We start from the raw sequence: 23,347 nt of genomic DNA, 5'->3' as shown, positions 1-23,347 counted from the left end.
AACAATGGAGGAAAGAGTTTATGTATGCAACATTCTGGTCGCTGGTGCCGCCGATTGTGGCGATTGTGCTGGCATTGATTACAAAGGAGGTGTACAGTTCTTTATTTATCGGAATTGTCACCGCTGCGCTGTTTGCCACACAGTTTCATGTCGTGGCGGCGTACACGACGATGTTTGAGGAGGGATTCATCGCGTCACTTGCAGATGCATCCCATGTGGGAATTCTGATTTTCCTGGTTGTTCTCGGAACGATCGTTGTGCTGATGAACCGCGCCGGTGGCTCCGCAGCCTACGGAAAATGGGCGCAGGACAAGATTAAGACGAGACGGGGAACGCTGCTTGCGACCTTTGCACTCGGTGTTCTCGTCTTTGTGGACGATTATTTCAACTGTCTGACTGTCGGCAGCATCATGCAGCCGGTCACGGACAAACACAATGTATCCCGCGCGAAACTCGCCTACATCATTGATGCGACGGCAGCGCCGGTCTGCATGATTGCGCCGATCTCCTCGTGGGCAGCGGCAGTCGCAGGTGTGACCTCCGACACGGATGGACTTGACCTTTTTATCAAGACGATCCCGTACAATCTGTATTCCCTGCTGACAATCGCGATGATTCTGATGATCATCTGTCTCGATATCGATTTCGGACCGATGAAAAAGCATGAGGATAACGCGAAAAAGGGAGATCTCTTCACCTGCGGAACCAAGGTGGAGGACGATGGTTCAATGAGAGCGATCTCGACGAAGGGAACGGTGATTGACCTTGCAGTTCCGGTGATTGTGCTGATCGCCTGCTGTGTGGTTGGAATGATCTATACAGGCGGATTCTTTGAGGGCGAGAGTTTTGTCAAGGCATTTGCCGGATCGGACGCTTCTTTGAGCCTCTCGATGGGATCAGCGGCAGCTCTGCTGTTCACGATCGTGTTTTATGTCAGCCGCAAAGTCCTGACCTTTAAGGACTGCATGGATGCTTTCCCGGATGGATTTAAGGCGATGATTGGACCGATCCTGATTCTGACATTTGCGTGGACGCTCTCGAAGATGACCAATATGCTCGGTGCGCGCGAGTATGTCAGCGCGATCTTTGAGGGAAGCGCAGCACATATGACAGCTCTGCTCCCGGCGATTGTCTTCGTGGTTGCAATCTTCCTCGCATTCTCAACCGGAACTTCCTGGGGTACCTTCGGCATCCTGCTCCCGATCGTTGCGGGAATCAACCTGCCGTCAGAGCTTCTCGTAATCACAGTTTCTGCCTGCCTTGCAGGAGCAGTCTGCGGAGATCACTGCTCTCCGATTTCTGACACGACGATCATGTCCTCTGCCGGAGCGCGCTGTGACCACATCAACCATGTGACGACCCAGATTCCGTATGTGGTTGTGTCTGCGTCGGTGTCATTCGTCGGATACTGTATTGCCGGAACGGTGAGAAATGCATGGATTGTGCTTGCGATCTGCTTAGTAATTCTTCTCGGTCTGCTTCTCGGAATCCGCAAGTTTGTTTCCGGGAGAGATATTGAGAACAGATAAAGAAAAAGAAAAGACAGAAATGACAATCAAAAATCCTCATACCTGTATAGCGGGCATGAGGATTTTTCTATAAAAAAATCCGTTTTTCTCGGGAAATTCTCCCGGATGGAGCAGCATTTCAAGAGAGATTTTGTCTAATTAACGAGAATACAGTCGAATTTATTTATGAGATGAATTGTCAAACTTCTCATTTAGTTCTATAATTGACGTAGTAATTTTTTCAGAAAAAACTGATTGATAGAAATAAAGGAATATAACCTATGAGTGAATACAAAATCCAAGTCTCCGTGATTGTCCCTGTTTACAATGTGGAGGCCTATCTGGAGCGCTGTATCCAGTCACTTTTAAAACAAGACCTCCTCGATCGGACAGAGATTCTTCTGATTGATGACGGAAGCACCGATCAGAGCGGAAAGATCTGTGACGATTATGCGCGGCAGAATCCGCAGATCTCTGTGTATCACAAGAAAAATGGTGGCTTGTCCGATGCGAGAAATTTTGGCTTGGACCGCGCAAGGGGAGAGTATATCTTGTTTGTAGACAGCGATGATTTCATTGAACCAGATACCTGTTCTGCGCTCTTGCAGGAAGCCGAGCAGTTTCTGGCGGACATCGTGATTGGAAGAATACAGCTTATGCGTCCGTCAAAAGCGATGGACCGATATGAGCGGATTGCCGCCGAGCGGTTTGAGTGTCACAAGGTCTACACGGGAAAAGAGTATTTAGAAGGCTGTCTTGAGGGTGGAGCACTCCGCGTGGAGGCGTGGCGCAATTTCTTCAACAGAGAATTTCTTGAGAATCATCATTTCCGTTTCAAAAAGGGTATCCTCCATGAGGATGAGGAGTTCACCCCGAGAGTTCTTTTAAGTGCATCGAAAGTGGTGTTGACAGACTTTGCGTTTTATCATTATGATAACACGAGAAGCGGGTCAATCATGAACTCCAGCACGATGAGTATGAAGAAGATTCAGGACCGGATTGCGACGTATGAAGAACAGAGAAAATCGTATCAGAGCGTGGAACCGCGCAGGCTTAAGCGTCTGCTCGAGGATGATCTCTCGTGGAAGTATATCGATTGTTACTGTGACTGTGCACCAAAGAACCGCAAAAGTCTTGGTATAGACAGAATGACGGTTTTTCAGTGTGCGTTTCGTCCAAAGCGAAAACTGAAGGCGCTGCTGTTTTTGCTGGCGCCGGAGATGTATGCGAGAACAAAGAAGTGAGAAAATCGGAATTACAATCGGAGGAGTGAACGATCATTAAAAAGAACAATAAACATACAGAAAGTTCAGAAAAGACAGGAAAAAAGTCCGGATTCTTGAGACGGATCCTGCCTGCGGGAAAAGAAAAAGTGTCCGAAACTTCCGAGAAGGCACCTGAGAAAGATCCGGAGACGATCGAAAAAATCTCGGACGAGATTTCAGATGAACTGACAGAGATGCGGCAGGATGCAAAGAAAAAGAAGGCATTCTTAAGGCTGCTTCGGCGAAGAGAGTCCGCAAAAAAGAAGAGAAAGATCAGATGGTCCGATATTGCGGTTGTTTTCGGGGTGATTCTGTTAATCGGGGCGGGAGTTGCGACAAACATTATTTACAACAAGACGCACTACACAATGGAATTTTATCAGGTTAATTCCAGAAAGCTCAGCCACAGCATCCGGATTATCTTTATGTCGGATATCCATTTGAGAGAGTACGGGGAGGATAATCAGGAGCTGATTCAGGACATCACGGAGCTGGCTCCGGATCTGATTATTCTTGGCGGTGATCTGGTGATTGATGATGTGGCGGGTTATGACAATATGGTGGCACTGTGCCAGAAACTGGTTGAGATCGCTCCGACGTATGGGGTGCTCGGCAACCATGAAGATGTAAAGATTTATATTCAGAAGGACAAAGATCTGCTCAACCGTTTTGAGAGCACGGGAATGAGATTCCTGATCAATGAATCGGATGACCTGACACTTTATGACAATACGATTGGTGTGGTCGGACTGGACGGAGATCCGTCGAGTTTTGAAAAATACGGTGCGAAGGAAAGAATGGATCAGTTTGAGGCGGAGGACAACAGCGATTTTAAGATCTGTATCGCTCATGTGCCGACGTATTTTCCGGACATTCTGGAGCAGTATTCGTTTGAACTCGGATTGGCGGGAGATGCACACGGCGGTCTTGTTCGCCTGCCGAAAGTAGGCGCGCTGTATTCGCCGGATGAGGGACTTTTGCCTGAGTATGCGGGGGGAGACTATACGCTCTCGAATAAGGCGCACCTGATTGTCAGCCGTGGCCTGGGAGATTCGAGCTGGTGGCCGAGAATCAACAATGTGCCGGAAGTATCTGTTATCGATGTCGATTGATTTAAAATTAATTTGAAAAATGAAAAAATTAGAAAAACTGGGAAAGGCGGGATGGAATGGACGATTTGAAAGAGAGAATCAAACATATTCTGCGCTTGATCTGGCAGAATAAGTACCGCCTTTTTTTCTGCGGGATAGCACTGTGCATCATATTCGGCGGAATTCATTATTTTGAGAGCCGGAGCCAGGCGAGTGCAGATATTTATTTTAACTATTCGGAGGCCTCACAGGGACTCAGCCCGAATAAGACGCGGTTTAATTCGTATGAGATTGTGTCGGATGACATTCTCCAAAATGCCATTGAGCGCGTCGGTCTTCAGGGAACGATCACGAGCAGTCAGTTGGCCGGATGCCTCTCCCTTAAGCCGATTGACACCGGAAATATAGGTGGCTCCGGTGAGTACATCACCACGACGTACTATATTTATCTGAATGCGAGTTCGCTGGATTTAAAAAACCGAAAGGCGATGGATCTTCTGCGTGGGGTATGTGCATCGTACCGTGCCTTTTTCCTTGAGAATTACTGTGACAATCAGGAAATTCCGAAAGAAAAAATGGAGGTCACTTCTGAGTGCGAGCCGTATCTGAGACTGAATGAGATTCAGCTCCGTGCCCAGCAGTTGTCAAGATATCTGAATGCGCGTCTTGATGAAAATAAGAGTTTTATTGATTCGGAGAACAGTGACCGGACTTCGAACAATTTTACAACAATGGGAAAACGGGTCAATAACCTGATCAATTATGATATCCCGAATGCGATGGCGTTTGTGGTTGAGGGCGGTGTTGCGAGAGATCCCTCTGTTCTCACGAAAATTCTGGAGTACAAGAATAAGATCGATGATATCTCCGCGCGCAAAAATATGGCATACTACGATGCCAATAAGAATGGAATTTCCATCTATGAAAAATCCATGACAGCTGTCGTTATGATTCCGACCACGGATGAGCTTCAGGAATACTACATGTCCAGAACAAAGACAGCGATGGATAAGATGGCGCGCACCGCAGATGATTCTCTGGGTGCTTCGATGGATTATCAGTCGGAGATTATTACTACAAATTATATTATTCAGAAAATCAATGAGAGCGCGGACAACTGGGACCGTCTCGGTGCTGCACAGGGGATGGTCAACAAGCTCGAGGAGGAACTCAACAGCATCTCCGAAGATCTGTTTGTGCTCGACAAGGCGTACATAAAATACAAATCGCAGAACTACATTACATTTACCTACAACGATGCGTCTTTTGCACAGCGGATCAATGCAAAGAAAACTCTGATGCAGGCGGTTATTGTGATGGCAGGTGTTTGTGTCTTTGTTTACATGAGAACAAACAGAAAGGAAAAGAAAGGACGAGCAAGTGAAAAAATTTGAGATTTTCAGATATCTGAAAAGGTTCAGCGCCTTGATTTTTCTGATGGCTGTGGCCGGTGCAATCATGATTTACATGTACGCCCAGGGAAAGCAGCAGTACACGGCATCCGTGATTATCAAATACACAAATGATGGAATCAAAGATGGACTTACGCCGGATGGAAGAAAACTGGATGTAAATGAGATTTATTCGTCTTCAGTGATCTCACAGGCGATCGATTCTCTCGGCAGTTCCGGAAAGCTGAATGTAATTCGATCGAATTGTAGGGTCGATGAGGTGATTCCGGATGAGCAGGAAAAACTGAATGAGGCGCTGATTGAGAAAGGTGAGGAAGTTACTTACTTTCCGGATACCTATAAGGTCAGTCTGGTAGTAGGTGGAAAAGAGGGGGGAAGTTATGCCCGGAATATGCTCGACGCGATTATGCAGAGTTACTGTACCTACTACACAGAAAATTATATTGAGCAGAGATTGTCTCTGAATCCGTCGTCGAATCTTCTTGAGAGTGGTTACGACTATTACGAGTGTATCCGCATTCTTGAGGATGACACGAACGCGATGCTGGAATTCTTGGAGGCGAAAAAGGAGAATTATCCGAATTTCCGTTCTTCCAAGACGGGATATCGATATTCAGATCTCTTTGATATCTACACGGATTTCAAGAAATATACGATCCCGGAGCTGTATGCAAAAGTCCTCAACGGTCCTCAGGTAAGGGACGGAGAAGTGCTGAGAAAGTTTCTGGCAAACAGCATCACCACCTCGAATCAGCAGGAAACCGTGGAGACCGAGCGCCGCCAGAAGATCGACAGTCTGATCCAGCAGTATGTGGAGAAGAATACCGGTATTCTGGAGAGCTACTTTACGGAAGATGGAGAGAATGTCTCTTCCAGCTATATCCTGAAAGAGATCGAGGAGGCCGGTTCCGGTGAAAAGGCGGAGACGACCTACGATGGCTTGATTCTGGAGATGGTTGGGATTGATGAAGTGATCGCGGCAGATCAGATTGACCGCGCATTTCTCGATGAGATCCTTATGGCATTTGAGTCGGTTGGTTCCGGAAGCAGCGGAACCGAGGAAGAGCATGCCGAGATGGAGAGACTCATCAACGATTATGAGGCGCAGCTTGAGAAATACTATGAGATTGTCAACATCAGCAGTAAGGAGCTGAACCTCTACATCAGTGCAGATTATCTGAAGATGATCAGTTCTGTACGTGTCGCTCCGTCGATCAATATCAAACTTTACAGTGTGATTGCTCTGGTATTCTTCTTTGTAGTCGGATGCTGTGGTGCAATCGTCCTCGGAAGAACCTCAGATATTGTGGATTACCTGTTGTACACGGATAAGAAATCCGGACTTCCGAACCGAGAAAAACTCAATGTCTATATCGATGACATGGCAAAGAAGATTCTTCCGGAAGACTTTACCTGCTTCTCGTTAAAACTGGACAACCTGTCGGAACTCTCAAAGCGGTTTGGCTATACCGTTGGAGATGGAATGCTTCGCGACTTCTCCGGTCTTGTTCAGCTGATGGGAGATACCGATGGTATGATTGGTTACAATGGTGTCGGACAGTTCGTTGCATTTTTTGATGAGTGCAGTGATAAGAAGGCAAAGGTAATTCTCAAGATTCTCGAGAGTCAGGTGGAGGAGTACAACAAGCTGAATCCGGAGTATCCGATCAAGTACACGGCGTCCTGGTCAACGACGACGGAAGTCGGAACATATGAGATTCGAGAGCTGCTTCGCAGTGCCCAGTCAAAGATTCGCGACATCTATGATGCGAAGATGAAAGCACAGCAGGAGAGTGAAGAAAAAACGGAAAATTCTGAAAATAAAGAAAATTCCGAGAACCCAGGAGAGGCTGAGAACAAAGAGAAATCAGAGACAGCTGAGAAACTGGAGACTGTGAACGAGGATGGTCAGGGACAGAAAGCCTGAGAGCGTGGAACGGTTGCATAAAAAATAAAAATGGCAGGAGGAGTACCGGATGATACGAAATCAACGTCCCTATCAGCTGATGTATTCCAAAACGGGAAACAAAATCATGTCTATGGCGGTGGCAGTCTGTGCCCGGTGCTGTGGAAGACTGGGATTTTTTGCGGGCAGTCTTCGAAAACGGAAGGCAGAGAGTCTGAACGACTTGGAAAGCAGCCGCCAAAATCTGGAAAAACTTTGTCCAAAACCGAAACCGGATGAGACAGAATGGACGCCGATGGCGGCACCGGAAGAGGCAGTCGATCTGTCTGTGATTGTACCTGTGCACAATGCGGAGAAGTATATCGAAGACTGTGTGGAGAGCATTCTGAATCAGAGTGATAAGTACAGGATTCAGGTGATTCTCGTCAATGACGGGTCGACCGATCAGACTGCAAAGATTCTCGAGCGCTACCGCGGGATGCCGGATGTTCTTGTCATTGATTTCCATCAGGGAGGAAGCGCGGCGAAAGCGAGAAATGAGGGAATTCTGCATGCAGTCGGGGAATATCTGATGTTTGTGGACAGCGATGATATGCTGCGCACTCATGCAGTTGAGGTGCTGATGGAGGCGGCGAAGCGGGAAGATGCCGATGTCGTGCAGGGCGGATGGCAGTACATAGACGAGAATGGAGGCTGCGGTCCTGTACAGATCTATGAGGAATGTGTATATACAGGCCGCAGGAGAGCAGACTGCCTGGATCTCCCTGGAATGCCCTGGGGAAAAGTTTACCGAAGGGAACTGTTTTCAAAGATCCGTTTCCCCTCGAACTATACCTGCTTTGAGGATACAATTATTCACTTCCTGATTTTTCGAAAAGCGCAGAGAATTGTTTCGATTCAGGAAAATGTGTATCTGTGGAGAAAAAATTCGACAGGAATCACCTCGATGAATCAGGGCCGGCCGTCCGCAGTGCAGGGCTACTGGATTGTGGAGGAAATGCTTGAGAGAGACAGAATTCTTGGTCTTTCGCATGACCAGATGTTTCTGGAGAGTTTGACGATGCAGCTGTCAAACTACTGTTATGCAAATCTTCGAGGCCTTGACGAGGTGCGGAAGCGGGATGTTTTTCGAATGTGTTGTGCATTGTATCAGAACAATCAGACAGAGTATGAAAAAGAAATTGCGAAATTGCCGTATGCGGTTCGCTGCGGAGCAAAGGCGCTGCGGATGAACCGGTATGATTTGTGGTGCAGTCAGGGCAGATTGTTCCAGCTGATGAATTGATGCGGATTCATCAGCTGAAACAATCTGGGAACGGCAATCAAAAAGGTGAACGGGGGGATAAGATGATTCGGATTTTACAATCGGTCAGCAATATGGACCGGGCAGGACTTGAGACCATGCTGATGAATTATTATCGTCATATTGACCGCACAAAAGTGCAGTTTGATTTTATTGTAAATAAACCGAAGCCCGGCAATTATGACGAGGAAATTAAACATATGGGAGGCAGAATCTTTCTGAGCCCGGGTTTGAGCCCGCTTCGCTACCCAAAGTATCTGCGCTTCGTGAAGGAGATTGTGGAGAAAGATGACCGGATTAAGATTGTGCACGCGCACAACGAGGCAATGGGATTTTATGCACTCAGCGGGGCGAAGAAAGCCGGAGTGAAAGTCCGCATTGCGCATGCGCATAATACCCAGATCATCCGTGATTACAAATGGCCGTTAAAGATGGTGTGCAAACGTCTTTTGCCGCTTGCCGCAACCGATTTATGGAGCTGCGGCAGGGATGCCGGAATTTACTACTTTGGAAAAAAACGGTGGGAAGAGCGGGGCGTAATCATCCGCAATGCGATTGAGACTGAGAAATTTGCCTTTAATACGGCGATCCGGGATGAGATGCGAAAAAAGTATGATCTGAAGGGCAAAAAAGTGCTTGGCCACGTCGGCCGCTTTAATCTTCAGAAAAATCACAATCGCCTTCTGGATATCTTTGCGGCTTACCAGAAGCGGAATCCTGAATCGATGCTTGTTCTCGTCGGAGAGGGGGAACTGGAATCTGAAGTCCGCGAGAAGACCGAGAAACTTGGACTGGCGAATAAGGTAATCTTTGCCGGATTGCAGAAAAATGTAAATGAGTGGTACCAGATGATGGATGTCTTCTTACTGCCGTCTCTGTTTGAGGGACTTCCGGTAGTTGGAGTGGAGGCACAGGCTGCCGGCCTTCCGTGTGTGTTTTCGGATCGGGTGACGGATGAGATTGCCCTGTCTGATCAGGTGATGCGCCTGTCTCTGGATGAGGAAAACGAAAAGTGGGCGGAAGCAATCGAGTATCTGATTAAAAATAAAAAGGATCGAAAACAGGGAGCAGGACTTGTCAGAAAAGCAGGATACGATATTGCGACTGAGGCAGAACGATTGCAGAATCTGTATCTGTCGATGAGTGAACGATGAGAGGAGGCGCTGTGCAGTGGACGTATTAAGAAAAAGCGGAAGACGAGATTATATGGATGCTGCAAAAGCTCTGGCAATTCTTCTTGTCATTTTTGGACATACGTTTCGGGAATCAATGCGTGATACGTTTCGCTGGTGTGAGTTTTCGTATGTGTTTGTCTACCGGTTCCATGTATCGCTGCTTTTTATTCTGTCAGGCATGGCATATGCGCTGACAAAAGAGAAAAATAAAAATCTGACTTCGGGGCAGTATTTGAAAAAAAAGGCGGGAAGTCTGATTGTGCCGTGGATTTCTTATGCGTTTTTTGTCTATGTGGTGTTTGCGATTGCACAGCTCATTCCGCCGTGCAGAAGGGTTTTGGAGTCAAGCGCATATCATTTTTTGACACCGGTCGATTACGTGATTGCGATGCTTCGCAATGAGAATCCATACAGTTTTCACATCTGGTATCTTCAGACTCTGTTTTTATTTATCTGTGTGACATTTCTGATTGACCGGACCGTAAAAGAAGAGAAGCGGGCGAGAAAAATCAAAATTGTTTTGATTGTTCTGCTCACTGCTTTTTATGAGTGCTTCTGCGGAAGCTGGATCTGGACATTCAAGGGATTTTTTCAGAAATATCTCTTCTTTCTTCTCGGAACGATTCTGCCCGAAAAATTTCTTGAGAAAAGGGCAAAGTTCCTTGCTGGGAGCGGCCTGATTTGTGGGGCTTATCTGGTGTTTCTGCTGTTTTATCCCCTTACAGAGTGGTATGAAAAACCTTATATAGGAGTGCTGTTGTGCTATGTGGAAAATACGGCAATCGCCGGGCTTTGTCTTGGAATTCTTGCACTCTGCCTGATGTTTGAAGGCCGGTTGAGACATCTGGCAGAATTTGGGCGACACACACTCACCTACTATCTCTATCATCAGCCGTTTTGCTGTGCGATTCTTGGCCTTTTATTGTATAACAAACTTCATCTGTCAGCGTGGCTTACAGTTGTGATGTGCATGGCGGCAAGCCTTGTTGTCCCGTATTTGATTTTAAAAATCTTTGGGCGCGGGAAAGTGGGAAACTGTTTAAAGAAGATTGGACTTTTGGCATAAAAAGGGGGGACATTTATGGATAGAGCTACAGCGACAACCGCAAATGAAAAGAATAAGAGAGTGGTTTTAAATATCATTTCCGGTCTGTCCTATCAGGTTGCGATTGCTGTTTTTGGACTTATTATTCCGAGACTGTACTTAGTGAGTTTTGGATCGGATGTAAATGGACTGAACAGCACGATCAAAAATATTTTTGCATATCTGTCTCTGCTTGAGGCTGGAGTTGGATTATCCGCACAGTATGCGCTTTATGCGCCGGTGGCACAGGGAAAAACCGACGATATCAATGCGATTTTGGCGGCAACGCGGAAGTTTTATCTGAAATCCAGTGTGATTTACACAATTCTGACAGTGGCATTTGCTCTGTTATATCCGCTGATCATCAAGACAAGTCTGAGCTATTTTACAGTCTGTGTCATCATCCTGCTCTACGGAATTCCCGGGATCATTCTTTTCTCCCTGCGAGGAAAATATAATGCATTCCTGGAAGTGGAGGGAAAGAAATACATCATTTCCTGGCTTTCCACGATCACCTTTATCCTGTCTAATGTTTTGAGACTGGCGTTTTTGATGATTTCCAACAACCTGCTTCTGATTCAGGCGACTTATTGTCTGCCATCTGTGATTCAGGTTGCCTTTGTCATCTTTTATGTCAGAAAGCACTATGACTGGATTGACTGGAAGGCAAAACCGAATTATTCTGCCCTTTCCCAGAAGGGGTCTGTTCTGGTTCACCAGATTTCAAACTGTATTTTTTCAAACACGGATACGATCATCATTTCTTTCATGTGTGGAATGAATTATGCCAGTGTATATGCGATTTATTCCCTGTTTTTTGCAAATTTTCAGAAGATCGTCACTTCATTTTCCAATGGACTGACATTCAAGTTTGGCCAGATGTACCAGGTGGAGCGGAAGCGTTTTGATAGAGAATTCAGCCAGTATGAGTCGGTGTTTTATATGTTTCTGTTCTGGGCATACACCGTTATTACGGCCTTTTTGATGCCGATCATCAGATTGTATACAGGTGGAGTCGAGGATGCGGCAATTTATGATAATATCTGGATTCTGATCTTGTTTGCGATGTGGACGGTGATGACGGGAATCGAGATTCCTCTGCTTCAGCTTCAGTCGATCGCGGGAAAGTTTGACGATACGAGAAACCAGGCGCTGATCGAGATGACGATCAACATTGTGCTCTCTCTGATCATAACATGGAAACTTGGAATGAGCGGCTGTCTGATTGCGACAATTGTTGCTCTGCTTTACCGGATCAATGCGATGGTGCTCTATGCATCAAAACATATTCTTCAGAGGAGCTGTCTGAAAACATTCAAGAAGATTCTTGTCAATACGGTTGTGGCAGTCGGAGTTCTTGCTCTGATCGGAACGGAGAGCTGTGAGGCGGTCAGCTATTTTTATGTTATGTGGCATGCGATCCTGAATTCGTTCTGGATTGCGGCACTCTTCCTCATTGCGAATCTGGTGACAGATTTTAGAGAGTATAAGGGGCTTTTTGACAGTGTAAGAGCGCGGTTTTAAGAAGGGCTTTTAAGAACGTTTGGGATTAGGGGGAAAACTATGCCGAAAATATCGTTTATTCTTCCGGTTTATAACATGGAAAACTATTTGCCAAGGGTTGCCGAGTCCCTGAAAAGACAGACAATGACCGATTTTGAGGCGATTTTTGTCAATGACGGATCAAAGGATCGGAGCGGAGAAATCTGCGAGGAGCTTGCAGCGCAGGATTTACGATTTCGCGCGATCTCAAAGCCAAATGGGGGCGTTGCGAGTGCGAGAAACACGGCTCTCGACGCGGCGAGCGGAGATTATCTCTTCTTCCTTGATCCGGATGACTGGATTGAGCCGGAAACTGCTGAGATTCTGACGGAGGTGGCGGACCGGGAACAGGCGGATCTTGTCATGTTTGGAAAGTATAATGACTTCTATGACGAAAACGGAACCTGTGTGAAGCGTGTTCAGGCACTTCCGCCGATCACCGGAGTTTTTCGCGGGGAACCTTTTAAGGAATATTTTGATAAACTGGCGACTTCGTTTTTTATCACAACGAAAATGATGAGGCGGGATTTTGTGGAGCGTCATCATCTGCGTTTCCCGGCAAAGAGCATCGGGGAAGATGGTCTTTTTTATGTAGAATTTTACAGACAGAATCCGTCATGCCTTGCGGTGCTTGACCGTCCGCTGTATCATTATACGGAAGCGAGGAGCAATTCACTCTCGAATTCGTATCATCCGGAGCGGGTAAAAGAAAATTTTTATCTGAGCAGTGCAATCCGCAGTGTGGTGGAAGAGTGGGGGCTGATGAACAGCCCGATGCACAGAAAAAAAGTATTTTACTGCATTCTCAGAGATCTTCAGCTTGGGATCAAAAACATCAGTCTCGGGCCGATGACATTTCGTGAAAAATATCAGTGGCTGCGCGAGGCGATGAGGGATCCGTGGGTGAAAAGTTCTGTGAGGGAAGTTCCGTTGAAGACGGAGAAAAACCGGAATGACAAGATTAAATTGCAGCTTCTCAAACTGCATCTTTATGGAGCTGTGCTGATTCTCTCCGGGTGCAACCAGAAAAAACGTGGATAAAAGGTGTTTGCGATGAGTGTGGATAAAAGTCTTTATGAGAAATGTTGATAAGAATCGTGAAGAATGGATGCTTGTAGCGAAATATTAAAATAGAAACGTCAAAAGAGAATGAGGGAAAGAGGGGAAAGGCAGGATGAAAGCAACTCGTCTGCTCTGTTATGGAAAAGAACTGGCAGGTATGGTATTTTTTAAGGTGGTGGGAGCAGGGTTAAGAACGTGTTTTCCCAAAAAGTACCGTGGAATCTGGCTGGTCGGGGAGCGCGGAAACGATGCGCGCGACAATGGATACTGGTTTTATCACTATCTCAAGACCGAACATCCCGAGATTCAGGCATATTATGTGATTTCGGAGGACAGCGTGGACCGGAAGAAAATCACAGATCTGGGCGGTGCGGTGCCACAGCGCAGCTTCAGGCACTATCTGCTCTATTACTGTGCCGATGTTCTTGCGGGAACTCATATTCAGCCGTGTGCGCCTGACCTGATGGTTCACTACCATCTGGCGGGCAAGGGAATCCGTGCGAGAGGAAAGCAGGTTTTTTTGCGCCATGGAATTGTGAAAGATGAGATGAAATGGCAGCATCGAGATCGGTTTTACACGGACCTGTTCTGCTGCGGGGCAAAGCCCGAGTATGAATTCATTCGGGATACGTTTGGATTTGATGAAAAGGTTACCCAGTATCTGGGACTTTGCCGGTTTGACAATCTGATCCGTGCGGGGAAGAGGGAGAAGATGATTCTCGTAATGCCGACGTGGAGAGGATCGTATTATCCGTCCGGTGATGCATTTTTAAATACCGCATTTTTTGAAAAATTTCAGTCGCTTTTGTCCAGTCAGGAATTGAAAGCGATGTTGGAGAAATATGATTACCGCCTGATTTTTTATCCTCATGTGGAGATGCAGAAGTATAACAAGCATTTTCAGGCTTCGTCGGACAGAATCACGATTGCGGATAAGTCGACGCACGATGTGCAGCAGCTGCTGATGAGATGTTCCCTGTTGATTACGGACTATTCGAGTGTCTTTTTTGATGTGGCGTTTCTTGAAAAACCTGTTTTATTTTACCAGTTTGACGAGGAGGAATTTAGAAAATATCACTATCAGAAGGGATATTTTGATTATCGGAGAGATGGATTTGGCCCGGTTTGCACGGAGGAGAAAGAAATTCTCGATGAGACAAGGAAGTGTTTTGAACGGGATATGCAGCTTCAGGATTCTTATCGGGAGCGCGTGAAAGCATTCTTCCCGATGAGGGATGCGAAGAACTGCGAGCGTACCTTCAAGGCGATTGAGAAGTTGATTTAACCTGCTGAATATTTCCTCTTTTCTTTCCACATACTACCCATACGAAACACGATATGGAAGAACTGTTAAATAGATGATGGATGATTCATCGATGAAGGATGAGAAAGATTGTGAAGCAGTCCATGCATTCGTAAATATCTGTATTTAACAGGAAATGGAATATGCAGGAGGAAAAATTATGAAAGCTACTGGAATTGTGAGAAGAATTGACTATCCTGTTATAATAAGACAAAGCCAAGAAACCCAGATAAATCAATGGTTCTCGCTGATTTTGTCCAAAGAAAATTTGCTTGAAATCATCATATCATGGGATTTTGAAAAGGTAAATAAGGATACCTTGAATACCTTCAAAAAAGTATGGCTATACTTAGAATAACAGGAGGTTGTGCCTATGAAACAGGGTGTTTTAGTTTACGATCAGCAGTCCGAGCGTATGGATGTACGGTTCGGTTTGGAAGAATACTATGGTGGTCTGCATTGCGGAACCTGCATGGATGTGAAAGTCGGCAACCGTTGGAAACCTACTCGCATCGAATACGATTGGGGAGATCGGGGTTGGTACTTAGTTGGTGTTCCGGCAAGTTCTCTGGTAGGTCTGATGGTTCGCATGGACTGAAATTAAATAAGATACTTACGACGAGCGTTTATTCGTCCCTTAACAGGGATTGGATAGACGCTCTTTTTTTATGCCCAAAATCGGGAAAATAAGGATTGGAGGACTGAATTTGAACAAAACTTTATATGCAGCAGATAAACCGGATGATTGCTCTCAGTGCTATTTCTGGAAAGGCAGTCGCAAGGGATGCAGCTTAGGAAAAGAAAATTGCTACTATCTTGTGGCGGAACCACCAAAGAAAAAATCTGAGTGTGATGCTTGCCCTTACGGTCGCAATCATCCGTGTATTGGATGGTGTACGAAAAAGATTCTTCGCAAAGATTATGGCAAAGAGCCGGATAAGGAGTGTGAGGACAATGCAGTGTAAGAAAATGACTTGCGGGGAACGCAAAAAGTTTTGCCGTGAGTGTGAATATCATCAGCCAACATGGAAGTACCGTTTTTGTAATTTCACTACTTGCCCATACCGGATCAGGGACAGCACTTTTCGGAAGAAGCCATTGAAGCGTGACTTCTTCCATAGGAAAGAGGTGGTGGGTATGAATGGCTTATGATTATTTTTACGGTCAGCAGTCAGAGCAGTTTTCTTTTTATCGGATTCCAAAAATTTTGTTTTCACAGGATAAGTTCTGGAATGTATCGACAGACGCAAAGCTGTTATACGGTATTTTGCTTGACCGTATGAATCTTTCGGCAAGGAATGGATGGTTGGATGAAGCAGGTCGTGTCTATATCATCTTTACGATTGAGGAAATCAAGGAATCGCTTGGATGTGCGGAAAAGAAGGCTGTGAAGCTCCTGGATGAACTGGAGAAGAAAGCTGAGCTGATTGAACGCAAGCGACAGGGACTTGGGAAACCAAACCTGATCTATGTGAAGAACTTTATTTCCGAGTCTGTGGAAAGACAATTCTTGAATTGTCAAAATGACAATTCAGCAACTTTCCAAAATACAATTCAAGACCTGTCGAAAGCACAAGGTAATAATACTGATATAAAAAATACTGATTTGAGTGATACTAATTCTATCTTTCCTTCCGGGAATTGTGGAAAGGAAAACGGAAATGAGGAATATCAACAATATTATCAGTATTTCTATGAGCAACTGGGAATCGAATATCTCCAACAGGATTATCCCTACGATGTGGACAGGTTGGGGAATATCTTGGAGCTGGTTGTTGAAACTGTATGCAGTAAGCGACAGATTATCCGTATCGGTGGAGATGATCGACCGATTGAAGTGGTAAAAAGCCGCTTTATGAAGCTGGATTCAGAACATATCCGGTTCGTTCTGGACTGCTTCAAAGAGAATACAACAAAGATTCGCAATATTCGACAATATATGCTGGCTTCGTTATACAATGCCCCGACAACGATTGGAAGCTATTTCGATGCTCTTGTCCGGCACGATATGGCACAGCCAGATTGGGGAGGTGAGAAAAATTGGGCGAAACTAAAATTAAAACGGGAGGAGTGATGAAACGTGTCGAAAAAAGCAACGGTCATGGCTGTGGTTAATCAGAAAGGCGGAACAGGCAAGACCACTACCTGTGAAAATCTTGGTGTCGGTCTGGCTATGGAGGGAAAGAAAGTTCTTGTTGTGGATGCTGATCCGCAGGCTTCACTTACAATCAGTCTTGGGTATCCAGTTCCAGATAAGCTCTCTCCCACACTTTCCGATATGATGGGAAAGATTATGGCTGAACAGCCGATCACACCGGGCGAAGGGATTTTGACGCATGATGAAGGTGTGGACTTAATGCCTGCCAACATTGAGTTGTCTGGTTTGGAAGTTTCACTTGTAAATGCTATGAGCCGTGAAACAATCCTGCGACAGTACCTGGATACGGTTAAGCCGAATTATGATTTTATCCTCTTGGATTGTATGCCTTCACTGGGAATGCTGACAGTCAACGCACTGGCTGCGGCTGACAATGTGATTATTCCAGTGCAGGCGGCATATCTTCCGGCGAAAGGATTGGAACAGCTATTGCAGACCATCAACAAGGTTAAGAAAAATATCAACCCCAAATTAAAAATTGAGGGAATCTTACTGACGATGGTGGATAGCCGTACTAATTACGCAAAGGACATCAGTAATCTGATTCGAGAAAACTATGGTGGTAAGCTGAAAGTCTACAAAACAGATATTCCCCGTTCTGTCCGTGCAGAGGAAATCAGTGCGGAGGGAACGAGCATTTTTAAGCATGACCCGAAAGGCAAAGTGGCTGACGCATACCGGGTTTTGACGAAGGAGGTGTTAAACAATGCCGAGAAAAGGCGCAAACATCAGCTTGAGCAGTTACGATGATATTTTTGAAACTGACACTTCCAGAGACGAAGCCAAACAGGAACGAGTACAGGAAATTCCGCTGTCGGAGTTACATCCCTTTGAAGGTCATCCGTTCAAAGTCGTTGATGATGAAGAAATGCAAAAAACGGTGGAAAGTGTCAGAGACTTCGGTGTGCTGACACCTGCGATTGCCAGACCAGACCCGGATGGTGGCTATGAAATCATTTCCGGTCACAGGCGACACAGAGCTTCAGAACTTGCCGGAAAAGAAACCATGCCGGTAATTGTCCGTGAAATGGATGATGATGCCGCTATCATTTTGATGGTAGATGCCAATTTACAGAGAGAAACCATTCTTCCGAGTGAACGTGCATTTGCTTATAAAATGAAGTTGGATGCCATCAAACATCAGGGCGCACGGTCTGATTTAACTTCGGACCAAGTTGGTCCGAAGTTGACTGCGGCTGAAAAAGTCGCAGAAGAAGCTAATGACAGTCAAACGCAGGTTAAGCGATATATTCGTCTGACTGAGCTGACACCGGAACTTCTTGATATGGTCGATTCTGGTCAGATTAAATTCAATCCGGCGGTGGAACTGTCCTATCTGGCAAAGGAAGAACAGAAAGATTTTCTGGAAGCAATGGACTACGCACAGGCAGCTCCTTCTCTCTCTCAGGCACAGCGTATCAAAAAGCTGGCACAGGAGGGCAACTGCACACTGGAAGCCATGTGTGAAATTATGAATGAGATGAAGAAGGATGAAATGGATAAGGTGACTCTGAAAACATCCGTCCTTCGCAAATACTTCCCGAAATCCTACACCAATAAGCAGATGGAGGATAAAATTATTCAGCTTTTGGAACAATGGCAGAAAAAACGGGAAAAATCTATGGAAAGGTAAGGTGTGATTTTGTTTACAGAAGAAGGTATGAAGAAAGCACTACGTTGGCTTATCGGTCTGTATGAACCGGATGATTATGAAGCCTACGATGAGGATGAAATCGGTGAAGATGGTGGCTTATGCCTGACCGAAGTGTGTCAGGCTTTGCGGGACAAATTTCAGACGGTTTATCAGTATGAGGTTAAGGGAACACACGAATACAATTTCAATTACTGCGGCAGAGAGTTATTCAATATGCGTGGATGCCTGCTCTATTCCGATATGGAAATCGGTGTGTGCGATATTGCTACCACTGATTATACTACGGAGCTTTGGCTGATGGAGGATATGAGTTTTGCGGTTGTCCGTTCTGTCGGGATGCAGTTTGAAAAGGAATCCGAGCAGTATGAAACCTGCTATCGGGTATTTCTGCGAGCAGTAGAAAGTGTAGATAATTTGTTCTTCTCACCAGAAGATTTACTGAGTGAGCTGGAAGAAATGTGTATTCCGCAATGGGAACATACGGCGACTGTTTATGAACTGTAAGGTTTATAGATGGTCGCTTTTTTCATATCAACATAAGAATGGAGGATGCTGATTTGAAAGAATTTGATATTAACATTACAGAGACTCTGGAAAAGACCGTTACGGTAGCAGCCGAAACCAGAGAAGAAGCTGAGGAAAAAGTGCAGCAGGCATATTACAATTCCGAGTATATTCTGGATTCCGAAAACTTTACTGGTGTGAATTTTGCTGTGGGGGAAGAACGTGAAATCCCACTGGAACAGAAAGAAATGATGGATGTTCTTCTTATCAAGCCTGGAATGTATCCGCAGGTTGTGAAAATCGGTTGTGAATTGGAAGATTTGCAGGCAGCGGTCGGCGGTGACATTGAAGCAACCTACCCGTTTGACGATGAGGTGGCATTGGTAATGAACGGTGAAGGAAAAATCAATGGCAGTGAACTGAACCGATCTTTGAAAACCGAAGATGGCGAACTGTATGACATTATCGCTGGGAATTTTCTCGTAACTGGACTTACCGAGGATGATTTTGGTTCTCTCTCCCCGGAGCTGATGGATAAGTTTGAGAAGCATTTTCATCAGCCGGAGATGTTTGTTCGCATGGGGCGCAGCATCATGGCAATGCCGTTGCCGGATGATAAAGTCAGAAAAGCGGATACACCGGAGAAGTCGGATGTACCTCCGGTAAGGAGCAGTCCTGACCGAGACTCTTTGTAAGGAGGTTCTGATGGAAAAACAGAAAACGATTGGCGAACTGATGGAAGAAATGCGGCTGAAAGCTGGTGCAAAAGAATATGCCGGACATTCCTACATGGACTTGAACCGTTTTGCCGATGATACAAGGCACATGATTATATTCGATGTGAAATCGGGTGACTGTGCCTGGGGCGATAAAGGAGAACGGATGCGATTGTTTCTGAATGATGCCGGTTATGGAAAGGCAAAGGAATTTCAGGAACAGGGACAAATTAAGGTTGTCAGCCATGCCCGTGTTTCTGCCGGACATCTTTTCTATGATAAGAAAGAACAGGTTCGATGATGGAAAGGAAAACGATATGGAAGATGAAGTAAAGAAACTTCCCCTGAAATGGGAATTTGGTGAGGAACAGGTTGTGTTCCAGGTAGACAGCTATGCCATGACCGGAGGAATCTATGTTGGTTTGCTCTGTGATAATGGTGAATATTACGAGCCATTTGCAGATATGACTGTTTGCATTCCGGGTTATTCATTGGAACCGAATGAAGCCTTTATTAACGGCGATATGAGCCGTGATCTCCTGAATTTTATCAAAGAGAACGATTTAGGAAAAATCCTGCCTTACCAGGTGCGGTCTGGCTATGGCAAATATACTCCGGTTGCTTTTGATTTGGAAAAATTACAGGAGCTTGACCCGGAAGGTGTGAAGCGTTTCAAGCAGGAGCATGATATTCCAGATAAGAAACCGAAAAAGAAGAAACAGAAAAGCCGAGAGCCGGAACGCTAATGGCGGGTTAGGGAATCTCACAGGAAGGAGGGATAATTCGTGCAGGAAGAAGTTGAAAACAGGACAGTCAATCTGGCAATCAGTACAACAAAACTGACAGGTCGCATGATTGTTTCCGGCATACGAAAAGGGCTGAATCACTTGGAGCGTAAGAAAGCACAGAAAAATCGTGACCCTGCCATTCATGGAAAGCAGACAGTAAAGCAGCTTCTTGGGCAGAATCAGGGTGCAACCAACGTGGAGATCGACAAGACTGGTATCAAAGACTTTGAACGACTGGCAAAGAAATACGGTGTTGATTTTGCTGTCAGAAAAGATAAGTCTGTTGATCCGCCCCGTTACATTGTCTTTGTCCGGGCAAAGGATGCAGATGCTCTGGATGCCATTTGTAAAGAGCATCAGGCAATGGCAATGACGAAGGGCAAAAAGCCGAGTGTACTGGCACAGCTGAAAAAATTCAAGGAACTGGTGGCAGCATTACCGAAGAAAGTACGGGAAAAGAAACAGGAGCGTGATTTATGAGCAAACGAGATATAAAGCGACTCCTGATTTTGAATCTTCCGTATTTGATTTTGGGACTTGTCGCAACAAATTTCGGGGAAGCATGGCGATTAGCTGAGGGTGCAGATTCATCTGCAAAAATCCTCGGCTTTTTTAATATTCTGCCAGTGGCTTTACAGAATCCACTCCCCAGTTTCTATCCATTGGATTTGCTGGTAGGCATCATTTGCGGCGGTGGTTTACGGCTTGCTGTTTACATGAAAAGCAAAAATGCCAAGAAGTACCGTCACAATGTTGAGTATGGTTCTGCCAGATGGGGAACAGCAAAGGATATAGAGCCATTCATAGCTCCGAAGTTTGAGGACAATATTATTCTGACGAGGACAGAACGATTGATGATGTCCAACAGACCGAAAAATCCGGCTCATGCAAGAAATAAAAATGTGCTGATCGTGGGCGGTTCCGGTTCTGGTAAGACACGTTTCTGGCTAAAGCCGAATTTGCTCCAGATGCACAGCTCCTATGTGGTCACTGATCCCAAAGGAAGTATTGCGGTCGAGTGCGGAAATGCTCTGTTGAAGTATCACTACCAGATAAAAATATTTAACACGATCAATTTCAAGAAAAGTATGCACTACAATCCGTTTGCGTACATCCATTCGGAAAAAGATATTTTGAAGCTGGTGACAACACTGATTGCCAATACAAAAGGTGACGGAAAAGCTGGTGATGAATTTTGGACGAAAGCCGAAACGCTTCTTTACTGTGCGTTGATTGGCTACATCCATTATGAAGCACCAATGGAGGAACAGAACTTTTCTACACTGATTGAATTTCTGAATGCCATGGAAGTGCGTGAGGATGATGAAGATTTTCAGAATCCAGTGGATTTGATGTTTGAAGCATTGGAGAAGAAAAATCCGAATCATTTTGCAGTCCGTCAGTATAAAAAATATAAGTTGGCTGCCGGAAAAACTGCAAAGTCGATTTTGATTAGCTGTGGTGCAAGACTGGCTCCGTTTGATATTCAGGAAGTTCGTGATATTACAGCGTATGACGAGTTACAGCTGGATACGCTTGGTGACAGAAAAACGGCGTTATTCCTTATTATGTCGGACACAGACAGCACCTTTAACTTCTTGATCTCCATGATTTATACGCAGCTTTTTAACCTGCTTTGCGAAAAGGCAGATGATGTGTACGGTGGCAGGCTTCCTGTTCATGTGCGCTGTCTGATTGATGAAGCAGCCAATATCGGGCAGATACCGAATCTGGAGAAGCTGGTTGCCACAATCCGAAGTCGTGAAATATCGGCTTGTTTGGTACTCCAGGCACAGAGCCAGTTGAAAGCAATTTACAAAGATAACTGCGATACCATCATCGGAAATATGGATTCTCGTATTTTCCTTGGTGGTTCAGAGCCGACTACATTGAAAGAACTGAATCAGGCACTTGGAAAAGAAACGATTGATACTTATAACACTGGCGAAAGCCGTGGACGTGAAACTTCTCATTCTCTGAACTATCAGAAGCTCGGAAAAGACCTGGCTTCGGTTGATGAACTGGAAGTCCTGGATGGAAGTAAATGTATCCTGCGGCTTCGTGGTGTCAGACCTTTTATGTCCGATAAATATGATCTGACACAGCATCCAAATTATAAATACACAGCTGACTACGACAAAAGAAATGAGTTCAACATTGAGAAATTTCTGAGCCATCGGCTGAAATTGAAAGCGGGGGATGAATTTGAAGTAGTCGCAATGGAGTAAGGAGGGATTCCATGAAGAAGTCCCCGGAACTGAATATTGAAGAAAGACTCTGTGAGTATTTGAAAATGAATTACAGAGGAAGTGGCAATCAGGTTTCGAGCAAACAGCTGGAAGCCTTTTTTCATGTCAAAGGGACAGAAATACGGCGAATGGTCAATTCTCTGCGATGCAAGGGAGAACCGATTTGCAGTGATTATTACGGCTACTACTATGCAGCTAATCAACTGGAAATCAATGCGACCATTGCTCAGTTAAACAGCAGGATTCGCAGTATCGCAGATGCCAGAGATGGACTGCTCAACCGTGGGGATGATGCAGAGGAATAACGCTGATCGCCTTGAAAGGAGGTGGTGATACACATGATTGTGGCAGAACTGTTCGTGTAGCTTTTTTCTATCATTTCAAATCAAAATACAGGAGGAAAAATTATATGGCATTTTTTAACAGCGCCGTTACGGTACTTCAGACACTCGTTATCGCTCTCGGAGCAGGTCTTGGTATTTGGGGAGCAATCAATCTTCTGGAGGGCTATGGCAATGACAATCGTGCGACACGTTCGTAAGTGAAAAGCTTGCGCACAAAGTCGAAGGGCAATTGTAGCCCGAAACTTTGGAGAACTGATATTCCGATGGGTGAAATGAGGGGGTA

At 45.4% G+C, this 23,347-nt stretch carries 24 protein-coding genes and 1 pseudogene; all 25 read left to right on the top strand.

All coding sequences use genetic code 11. The features are described from left to right. Positions 1-20: 20 nt before the first annotated feature. Positions 21-1,529 carry a Na+/H+ antiporter NhaC family protein gene (locus tag ACR0QE_RS09310; RefSeq protein WP_432628078.1) on the top strand — a complete coding sequence of 503 codons (1,509 nt, stop codon included), beginning with the start codon at positions 21-23 and terminating at the stop codon, positions 1,527-1,529. A gap of 260 nt (positions 1,530-1,789) precedes the next feature. After that, positions 1,790-2,752 carry a glycosyltransferase gene (locus tag ACR0QE_RS09305; protein WP_432628077.1) on the top strand — a complete coding sequence of 321 codons (963 nt, stop codon included), beginning with the start codon at positions 1,790-1,792 and terminating at the stop codon, positions 2,750-2,752. A 95-nt stretch (positions 2,753-2,847) separates the two neighbouring features. Then, complete coding sequence (locus ACR0QE_RS09300; protein WP_432628076.1) at positions 2,848-3,885, top strand: metallophosphoesterase; 1,038 nt, start codon at positions 2,848-2,850, stop codon at positions 3,883-3,885. 56 nt (positions 3,886-3,941) lie between these two features. Further along, complete coding sequence (locus ACR0QE_RS09295; RefSeq protein WP_432628075.1) at positions 3,942-5,258, top strand: hypothetical protein; 1,317 nt, start codon at positions 3,942-3,944, stop codon at positions 5,256-5,258. A gap of 31 nt (positions 5,259-5,289) precedes the next feature. Continuing rightward, the gene (locus ACR0QE_RS09290) at positions 5,290-7,203 is read left to right on the top strand and encodes a GGDEF domain-containing protein (protein WP_432628074.1); all 1,914 of its coding nucleotides are present in this window, start codon (positions 5,290-5,292) and stop codon (positions 7,201-7,203) included. Positions 7,204-7,252: 49 nt separating this feature from the next. Further along, a complete protein-coding gene (locus ACR0QE_RS09285; protein WP_432628073.1) occupies positions 7,253-8,467 on the top strand; it encodes a glycosyltransferase family 2 protein in 1,215 nt (404 codons plus the stop codon). A gap of 62 nt (positions 8,468-8,529) precedes the next feature. Further along, complete coding sequence (locus tag ACR0QE_RS09280) at positions 8,530-9,639, top strand: glycosyltransferase family 1 protein (RefSeq protein ID WP_432628072.1); 1,110 nt, start codon at positions 8,530-8,532, stop codon at positions 9,637-9,639. A gap of 16 nt (positions 9,640-9,655) precedes the next feature. Further along, positions 9,656-10,726, top strand: a complete 1,071-nt coding sequence (locus ACR0QE_RS09275; RefSeq protein ID WP_432628071.1) for an acyltransferase family protein — start codon at positions 9,656-9,658, stop codon at positions 10,724-10,726. 15 nt (positions 10,727-10,741) lie between these two features. Next, the gene (locus ACR0QE_RS09270) at positions 10,742-12,268 is read left to right on the top strand and encodes a lipopolysaccharide biosynthesis protein (protein WP_432628070.1); all 1,527 of its coding nucleotides are present in this window, start codon (positions 10,742-10,744) and stop codon (positions 12,266-12,268) included. A gap of 39 nt (positions 12,269-12,307) precedes the next feature. Then, positions 12,308-13,327, top strand: coding sequence for a glycosyltransferase family 2 protein (locus tag ACR0QE_RS09265; RefSeq protein ID WP_432628069.1), 1,020 nt, complete (start codon positions 12,308-12,310; stop codon positions 13,325-13,327). Between the two features lie 133 nt (positions 13,328-13,460). After that, positions 13,461-14,633 (top strand): CDP-glycerol glycerophosphotransferase family protein, encoded by a 1,173-nt coding sequence (locus tag ACR0QE_RS09260; protein WP_432628068.1) that lies wholly within the window; start codon positions 13,461-13,463, stop codon positions 14,631-14,633. Positions 14,634-14,811: 178 nt separating this feature from the next. After that, positions 14,812-15,009, top strand: coding sequence for a hypothetical protein (locus ACR0QE_RS09255; RefSeq protein ID WP_432628067.1), 198 nt, complete (start codon positions 14,812-14,814; stop codon positions 15,007-15,009). Positions 15,010-15,024: 15 nt separating this feature from the next. Next, positions 15,025-15,249: a DUF5348 domain-containing protein gene (locus ACR0QE_RS09250; RefSeq protein WP_432628085.1), complete on the top strand. Its 225-nt coding sequence runs from the start codon at positions 15,025-15,027 to the stop codon at positions 15,247-15,249. A gap of 109 nt (positions 15,250-15,358) precedes the next feature. Continuing rightward, positions 15,359-15,616: a hypothetical protein gene (locus ACR0QE_RS09245; RefSeq protein ID WP_432628066.1), complete on the top strand. Its 258-nt coding sequence runs from the start codon at positions 15,359-15,361 to the stop codon at positions 15,614-15,616. A 176-nt stretch (positions 15,617-15,792) separates the two neighbouring features. Continuing rightward, positions 15,793-16,725 (top strand): DUF6017 domain-containing protein, encoded by a 933-nt coding sequence (locus tag ACR0QE_RS09240; RefSeq protein ID WP_432628065.1) that lies wholly within the window; start codon positions 15,793-15,795, stop codon positions 16,723-16,725. A gap of 27 nt (positions 16,726-16,752) precedes the next feature. Then, a complete protein-coding gene (locus tag ACR0QE_RS09235; protein WP_432628084.1) occupies positions 16,753-17,559 on the top strand; it encodes a ParA family protein in 807 nt (268 codons plus the stop codon). Beyond that, positions 17,516-18,442 carry a ParB/RepB/Spo0J family partition protein gene (locus ACR0QE_RS09230; RefSeq protein WP_432628064.1) on the top strand — a complete coding sequence of 309 codons (927 nt, stop codon included), beginning with the start codon at positions 17,516-17,518 and terminating at the stop codon, positions 18,440-18,442. Before ACR0QE_RS09235 ends, ACR0QE_RS09230 begins: the two co-directional genes overlap by 44 nt. A gap of 3 nt (positions 18,443-18,445) precedes the next feature. Then, on the top strand, positions 18,446-18,967 hold the full coding sequence (locus ACR0QE_RS09225; RefSeq protein WP_432628063.1) for a hypothetical protein: 522 nt from the start codon (positions 18,446-18,448) through the stop codon (positions 18,965-18,967). A gap of 53 nt (positions 18,968-19,020) precedes the next feature. Next, positions 19,021-19,662: a DUF3846 domain-containing protein gene (locus tag ACR0QE_RS09220; protein WP_432628062.1), complete on the top strand. Its 642-nt coding sequence runs from the start codon at positions 19,021-19,023 to the stop codon at positions 19,660-19,662. 10 nt (positions 19,663-19,672) lie between these two features. Next, entirely contained in the window at positions 19,673-19,984 is a 312-nt protein-coding gene (locus ACR0QE_RS09215) for a DUF5720 family protein (RefSeq protein ID WP_337496252.1), read from the top strand. A 16-nt stretch (positions 19,985-20,000) separates the two neighbouring features. Beyond that, entirely contained in the window at positions 20,001-20,429 is a 429-nt protein-coding gene (locus tag ACR0QE_RS09210) for a DUF4313 domain-containing protein (RefSeq protein WP_432628061.1), read from the top strand. 39 nt (positions 20,430-20,468) lie between these two features. Next, a complete protein-coding gene (locus ACR0QE_RS09205) occupies positions 20,469-20,951 on the top strand; it encodes a PcfB family protein (RefSeq protein ID WP_021885604.1) in 483 nt (160 codons plus the stop codon). Next, the gene (locus ACR0QE_RS09200) at positions 20,948-22,699 is read left to right on the top strand and encodes a VirD4-like conjugal transfer protein, CD1115 family (RefSeq protein WP_432628060.1); all 1,752 of its coding nucleotides are present in this window, start codon (positions 20,948-20,950) and stop codon (positions 22,697-22,699) included. Before ACR0QE_RS09205 ends, ACR0QE_RS09200 begins: the two co-directional genes overlap by 4 nt. A gap of 11 nt (positions 22,700-22,710) precedes the next feature. After that, a complete protein-coding gene (locus tag ACR0QE_RS09195; protein WP_432628059.1) occupies positions 22,711-23,025 on the top strand; it encodes a hypothetical protein in 315 nt (104 codons plus the stop codon). A gap of 104 nt (positions 23,026-23,129) precedes the next feature. Next, a pseudogene (locus ACR0QE_RS09190) lies at positions 23,130-23,258 on the top strand (Maff2 family mobile element protein); the annotation flags it as partial. Positions 23,259-23,347: the final 89 nt, after the last annotated feature.

It is taken from the genome of Brotaphodocola sp., assembly GCF_050873065.1.
Lineage (GTDB): Bacteria > Bacillota > Clostridia > Lachnospirales > Lachnospiraceae > Brotaphodocola.
This window is presented reverse-complemented; position numbering and strand designations above follow the sequence as displayed.

What these genes read in the sequence shown, in the direction of transcription:
- ACR0QE_RS09200 (WP_432628060.1), top strand. Translation starts at nt 20,948, where the DNA reads ATGAGCAAACGAGATATAAAGCGACTCCTGATTTTGAATCTTCCGTAT.
- ACR0QE_RS09260 (WP_432628068.1), top strand. Translation starts at nt 13,461, where the DNA reads ATGAAAGCAACTCGTCTGCTCTGTTATGGAAAAGAACTGGCAGGTATG.
- ACR0QE_RS09295 (WP_432628075.1), top strand. Translation starts at nt 3,942, where the DNA reads ATGGACGATTTGAAAGAGAGAATCAAACATATTCTGCGCTTGATCTGG.
- ACR0QE_RS09235 (WP_432628084.1), top strand. Translation starts at nt 16,753, where the DNA reads ATGGCTGTGGTTAATCAGAAAGGCGGAACAGGCAAGACCACTACCTGT.
- ACR0QE_RS09280 (WP_432628072.1), top strand. Translation starts at nt 8,530, where the DNA reads ATGATTCGGATTTTACAATCGGTCAGCAATATGGACCGGGCAGGACTT.
- ACR0QE_RS09265 (WP_432628069.1), top strand. Translation starts at nt 12,308, where the DNA reads ATGCCGAAAATATCGTTTATTCTTCCGGTTTATAACATGGAAAACTAT.
- ACR0QE_RS09230 (WP_432628064.1), top strand. Translation starts at nt 17,516, where the DNA reads ATGCCGAGAAAAGGCGCAAACATCAGCTTGAGCAGTTACGATGATATT.
- ACR0QE_RS09270 (WP_432628070.1), top strand. Translation starts at nt 10,742, where the DNA reads ATGGATAGAGCTACAGCGACAACCGCAAATGAAAAGAATAAGAGAGTG.
- ACR0QE_RS09210 (WP_432628061.1), top strand. Translation starts at nt 20,001, where the DNA reads ATGGAAGATGAAGTAAAGAAACTTCCCCTGAAATGGGAATTTGGTGAG.
- ACR0QE_RS09240 (WP_432628065.1), top strand. Translation starts at nt 15,793, where the DNA reads ATGGCTTATGATTATTTTTACGGTCAGCAGTCAGAGCAGTTTTCTTTT.
- ACR0QE_RS09285 (WP_432628073.1), top strand. Translation starts at nt 7,253, where the DNA reads ATGATACGAAATCAACGTCCCTATCAGCTGATGTATTCCAAAACGGGA.
- ACR0QE_RS09255 (WP_432628067.1), top strand. Translation starts at nt 14,812, where the DNA reads ATGAAAGCTACTGGAATTGTGAGAAGAATTGACTATCCTGTTATAATA.
- ACR0QE_RS09215 (WP_337496252.1), top strand. Translation starts at nt 19,673, where the DNA reads ATGGAAAAACAGAAAACGATTGGCGAACTGATGGAAGAAATGCGGCTG.
- ACR0QE_RS09310 (WP_432628078.1), top strand. Translation starts at nt 21, where the DNA reads ATGTATGCAACATTCTGGTCGCTGGTGCCGCCGATTGTGGCGATTGTG.
- ACR0QE_RS09305 (WP_432628077.1), top strand. Translation starts at nt 1,790, where the DNA reads ATGAGTGAATACAAAATCCAAGTCTCCGTGATTGTCCCTGTTTACAAT.
- ACR0QE_RS09195 (WP_432628059.1), top strand. Translation starts at nt 22,711, where the DNA reads ATGAAGAAGTCCCCGGAACTGAATATTGAAGAAAGACTCTGTGAGTAT.
- ACR0QE_RS09250 (WP_432628085.1), top strand. Translation starts at nt 15,025, where the DNA reads ATGAAACAGGGTGTTTTAGTTTACGATCAGCAGTCCGAGCGTATGGAT.